General features: G+C 70.0%; 4 protein-coding genes. 3 read left to right on the top strand and 1 reads right to left on the bottom strand.

The window, feature by feature from the left end; genetic code table 11:
- Positions 1-865: LysR family transcriptional regulator (locus ACWD3D_RS33805; RefSeq protein ID WP_451464534.1), on the bottom strand; the 865-nt coding region annotated here is incomplete at its 3' end.
- A gap of 96 nt (positions 866-961) precedes the next feature.
- Here ACWD3D_RS33805 and ACWD3D_RS33800 point away from each other — a divergent pair.
- Genes ACWD3D_RS33800 through ACWD3D_RS33790 form a run of 3 tightly spaced genes read left to right on the top strand, consistent with a single transcriptional unit; the run spans position 962 to position 4,363 of the window.
- Complete coding sequence (locus ACWD3D_RS33800) at positions 962-1,669, top strand: succinate dehydrogenase (protein ID WP_451464533.1); 708 nt, start codon at positions 962-964, stop codon at positions 1,667-1,669.
- A gap of 1 nt (position 1,670) precedes the next feature.
- A complete protein-coding gene (locus tag ACWD3D_RS33795) occupies positions 1,671-3,620 on the top strand; it encodes a fumarate reductase/succinate dehydrogenase flavoprotein subunit (RefSeq protein ID WP_451464532.1) in 1,950 nt (649 codons plus the stop codon).
- A complete protein-coding gene (locus ACWD3D_RS33790) occupies positions 3,617-4,363 on the top strand; it encodes a succinate dehydrogenase/fumarate reductase iron-sulfur subunit (protein WP_451464531.1) in 747 nt (248 codons plus the stop codon). The genes ACWD3D_RS33795 and ACWD3D_RS33790 overlap by 4 nt, the downstream gene beginning before the upstream one ends.
- Positions 4,364-4,402 lie beyond the last annotated feature (39 nt).

The raw sequence follows: 4,402 nt of genomic DNA, 5'->3' as shown, positions 1-4,402 counted from the left end.
TTCTGATGTGTGCTGTGGGGGGGTGGGTGCGCCGCGGGGGCGGGGGGGGGGCCAGCGCGATGGTCCGCCGCAGCCCGGGCGGTGCCAGCGGCGTCATCCGCAGGCCCTGGCCGGCCCGCCCCGCCACCATGCGCGGCACCACGGCCATGCCGAGCCCCGCTCGTACGAATCCGAGCACCGCGTCCATCTCACCGCCCTCCACCGTGAACGACGGCTCGAAGCCCTCCGCCCGGCACGCGGCGACGGTCAGCTCGCGCAGGTCGTAGCCGTGGCGGAACATCACCAGCGGCACGCCCTGGAGATCGGCGATCCGCACGGACCTGCCCCGCCCGGGCGCCGGAGCGTTCGCCGCCGACACCACGACCAAGTCCTCGTGCAGCAGTTCCACCGTGGTCAACGCGGGTGAGGCGGCAGGCAGGGGGAGCACCAGCAGGGCGATGTCGAGCGCCCCGCGTGCCAGTTGGCGTACCAGGTCGTGCGAACCGCCTTCCTCCAGCAGGAGTTCGATCCCCGGATGCCGGTCGTGGTACGCCCGCAGAACGTCGGGCAGCAGGCCGGTGCAGATGCTCGGGGTGGCGCCCAGGCGGATGCGCCCGCGCCGCAGCAGCACCAGCTCCTGCACCTCGCGGCGCGCGGTCTCCGCGTCGGCGAGGATGCGGCGGGCCAGCGGCAGCAGGGTCTCGCCCGCGTCGGTCAGCGCGATGTTGCCCCGGGCCCGGCTGAACAGCTCCGCGCCCAGCTCCTTCTCCAGGGCCCGGATCTGCTGGGACAGCGAGGGCTGGGAGACGTGCACCGCCTCGGCGGCCCGGGTGAAGTGCCGGGCCTCGGCGACGGCGACGAAATAGGCGAGCTGCTGGAAGTGCATAAAGGCAGGTTAAACCCGTCGCATAGGCAATGCCTATGGAGATCAGCGTGGCCATCTCTTGGACCGATGGGGACCTGCGGCCCTACCGTCGTGCCCATGGCATTGGCAACGCGGGCGGAACGACGGCCGTCCATGACGCGTACGCTCTGGGACTCGACCGTCGGCAAGAAAACGATCATGGCAGCGAGCGGCCTGATCATGCTGGGCTACCTGGTCGTCCACATGCTGGGCAACCTGAAGATCTTCTTCGGGCCCGGCGAGTTCAACCACTACGCGCACTGGCTGCGCACCCTCGGCGAGCCCTTCCTCCACCACGAATGGGCGCTCTGGATCGTCCGGCTGGTGCTGGTCGCCGCGGTGGTGCTGCACGCCGTCTCCGCGTACCAGCTCAGCCGGCGCGACCTCAGGGCGCGCCCCGTCGGCTACGTCCACAAGAGGGCCCGGGCGAGCTACGCCACCCGGACCATGCGGTGGGGCGGCATCATCCTCGCGCTCTTCATCGTCTGGCACATCCTCGACCTCACCACCGGCACCGTGCACAGCGGCGGGTTCCAGGCCGGGCATCCGTACCAGAACGTCGTCGACACCTTCTCCACCTGGTACGGCAACGTCATCTACATCGTCGCGGTGCTCGCCGTCGGCCTCCACGTCCAGCACGGATTCTGGAGTGCCGCGCAGACCCTCGGAGTCGGCAGCGCCACCCGCGACCGGGTCCTGAAGACCCTTGCCAACGTGATCGCGGTGGTGCTCACCGCGGGATTCGTGTCCGTACCCGTTGCCGTCATGACCGGAGTCGTGAGCTGACATGAGCGACTACACGCAGTACCGGACGGGCGAGCCCCTCGTCGACACCAAGGCCCCCGAGGGCCCCGTCGCCGAACGCTGGGACACCCGCCGCTTCGAGGCCAAGCTCGTCAACCCGGCCAACCGCCGCAAGCACACGGTGATCGTCGTCGGCACCGGACTGGCCGGCGGCTCCGCCGGTGCCACCCTCGCCGAACAGGGCTACCACGTCGTCCAGTTCTGCTTCCAGGACTCCCCGCGCCGCGCCCACTCGGTCGCCGCGCAGGGCGGCATCAACGCCGCGAAGAACTACCGCAACGACGGCGACTCCGTCCACCGGCTCTTCTACGACACCGTCAAGGGCGGCGACTTCCGCGCCCGTGAGTCCAACGTGCACCGGCTCGCGCAGATCTCCGTCGAGATCATCGACCAGTGCGTCGCCCAGGGCGTCCCCTTCGCCCGTGAGTACGGCGGCCTGCTCGACAACCGTTCCTTCGGCGGGGTCCAGGTCTCCCGTACCTTCTACGCCCGCGGCCAGACCGGACAGCAACTCCTGCTCGGCGCCTACCAGGCACTGTCCCGGCAGATCGCCGCGGGCAACGTCGAACTCCACGCGCGCACCGAGATGCTCGACCTGATCGTGGTCGACGGGCGGGCCCGCGGCATCGTCGCCCGCGACCTGGTCACCGGACGGATCGACACCTACTTCGCCGACGCGGTCGTGCTGGCCAGCGGCGGCTACGGCAACGTCTTCTACCTCTCGACCAACGCGATGAACTCCAACGCCACCGCCGTCTGGCGGGCCCACCGGCGCGGCGCGCACTTCGCGAACCCCTGCTTCACCCAGATCCACCCCACCTGCATCCCGCGCACCGGCGACCACCAGTCCAAGCTCACCCTGATGAGCGAGTCGCTCCGCAACGACGGCCGGATCTGGGTCCCCAAGGCCAAGGGTGACGACCGCCCGGCCAACACGATCCCCGAGGACGAGCGCGACTACTACCTGGAGCGGATCTACCCCGCCTTCGGCAACCTCGTCCCCCGCGACATCGCCTCCCGCGCCGCGAAGAACGTCTGCGACGAGGGCCGCGGCGTCGGCCCCGGCGGCCAGGGCGTCTACCTCGACTTCGCCGACGCCATCGCCCGGATGGGCCGCGCCAAGGTCGAGGAGAAGTACGGCAACCTCTTCGACATGTACGCCCGGATCACCGCCGAGGACCCGTACGAGACCCCCATGCGGATCTACCCGGCCGTGCACTACACGATGGGCGGCCTCTGGGTCGACTACGACCTCCAGACCACGATCCCCGGCCTCTTCGCGATCGGCGAGGCCAACTTCTCCGACCACGGAGCCAACCGCCTCGGCGCCTCCGCGCTGATGCAGGGACTCGCCGACGGGTACTTCGTCCTGCCGTCCACCATCAACGACTACCTCGCCCGCAACCCGCACACCACCCCCGTGGACGCGGACCACCCGACGGTGGTGGAGACGGTCGCCGAGACCGAGGACCGGCTCAACCTGCTGCTCGCCGTCGACGGCGACCGCACCCCCGACTCCTTCCACCGCGAGATCGGCGAACTCATGTGGGAATTCTGCGGGATGGCCCGCACCGAGGAAGGCCTGCGCACCGCGCTTTCCCGACTCCCCCTGATCCGCGAGGAGTTCTGGCGCCGCGTCAAGGTCCCCGGCACCGGCGAGCAGTTCAACCAGTCGCTGGAGAAGGCCAACCGGATCGTCGACTACCTGGAGCTCGCCGAGCTGATGTGCCTCGACGCCCTCCACCGCGCCGAGTCCTGCGGCGGCCACTTCCGCGAGGAGTCCCAGACCCCGGACGGCGAAGCCGCCCGCCGGGACGAGGAGTTCTCCTACGCCGCCGCGTGGGAGTTCACCACCACCGGCGAGGCCCCCGTCCTGCACAAGGAAGACCTCGTGTTCGAGTACGTACACCCCACCCAGCGGAGCTACGCATGAAGCTCACCCTGCGCGTCTGGCGCCAGCGAGACGCAGAGGCGCCCGGCGCCATGGCCACCTACGAAGTCGACGGCATCTCGCAGGACATGTCGTTCCTCGAAATGCTCGACACCCTCAACGAGGAACTCATCCTCGAAGGCGACGAGCCCGTCGCCTTCGACCACGACTGCCGCGAGGGCATCTGCGGCGCGTGCAGTCTCGTCATCAACGGCGACGCGCACGGCCCCGAACGCACCACCACCTGCCAGCTCCACATGCGGTCCTTCGAGGACGGCGACACCATCGACATCGAGCCCTGGCGCGCCTCGGCCTTCCCGGTCATCAAGGACCTGGTGGTGGACCGTTCGGCCTTCGACCGCATCATCCAGTCCGGCGGCTACATCTCCGCCCCCACCGGTACGGCACCCGACGCGCACGCCACCCCGGTGCCCAAACCGGACGCCGACTTCGCCTTCGAGCACGCCGAGTGCATCGGCTGCGGCGCCTGCGTCGCCGCCTGCCCCAACGGCTCGGCGATGCTCTTCACCTCGGCGAAGATCAACCACCTCAACGTGCTCCCGCAGGGCGCGCCCGAACGGGAGACCCGGGTGCTCGACATGGTCGCCACCATGGACGAGGAGGGCTTCGGCGGCTGCACCCTGACCGGCGAATGCGCCACCGCCTGCCCGAAGGGAATCCCGCTCCCTTCGATCGCCGCGATGAACAAGGAGTGGCTGCGCGCCACCCGCAAGGTCCGGCGCTGACGCACCGGCCCCCGAACCGTCCCGCCGCCGCACCGTGGG

Source organism: Streptomyces sp. NPDC002690, assembly GCF_053592415.1.
This window is presented reverse-complemented; position numbering and strand designations above follow the sequence as displayed.